Source organism: Tritonibacter sp. SIMBA_163 (genome assembly GCF_046535935.1).
In the GTDB taxonomy this organism is placed as follows: Bacteria; Pseudomonadota; Alphaproteobacteria; order Rhodobacterales; family Rhodobacteraceae; genus Epibacterium; species Epibacterium scottomollicae.
This window is the reverse complement of the sequence record NZ_JAWJBP010001058.1, coordinates 1-245: the sequence shown is the minus strand read 5'-3', so window position 1 is coordinate 245 and position 245 is coordinate 1. Positions and strand designations below refer to the sequence as shown.

Sequence of the window (245 nt, the reverse complement as noted above, 5' to 3'; positions counted from 1 at the left end):
CCTCCCATCTGACATCGCTGGCGGCCTTATCCTCGCGCAGCCCCCTGAAGGAAGCATGGCGCAATCGCTTGTCGGCGGTCCAAGCGCGAAACTCGATCTCGGCCACCAGCTGCGGCTTGACGAACTTCGCGCCGCGTCTTTCATCTGCTGTCAACGGCACTGCGAAAGGGCTTTCGTCCAACCGCATGGCGTACAGTCGTTTGTAGAGTTCCTTGGCGACCTTGACCGAAAAGCCCGTTCCAACC

1 pseudogene is annotated in these 245 nt (G+C 60.4%); it reads right to left on the bottom strand.

The features are described 5' to 3' along the window. A pseudogene (locus R0J92_RS25580) lies at positions 1 to 245 on the bottom strand (ATP-dependent DNA ligase); the annotation flags it as partial.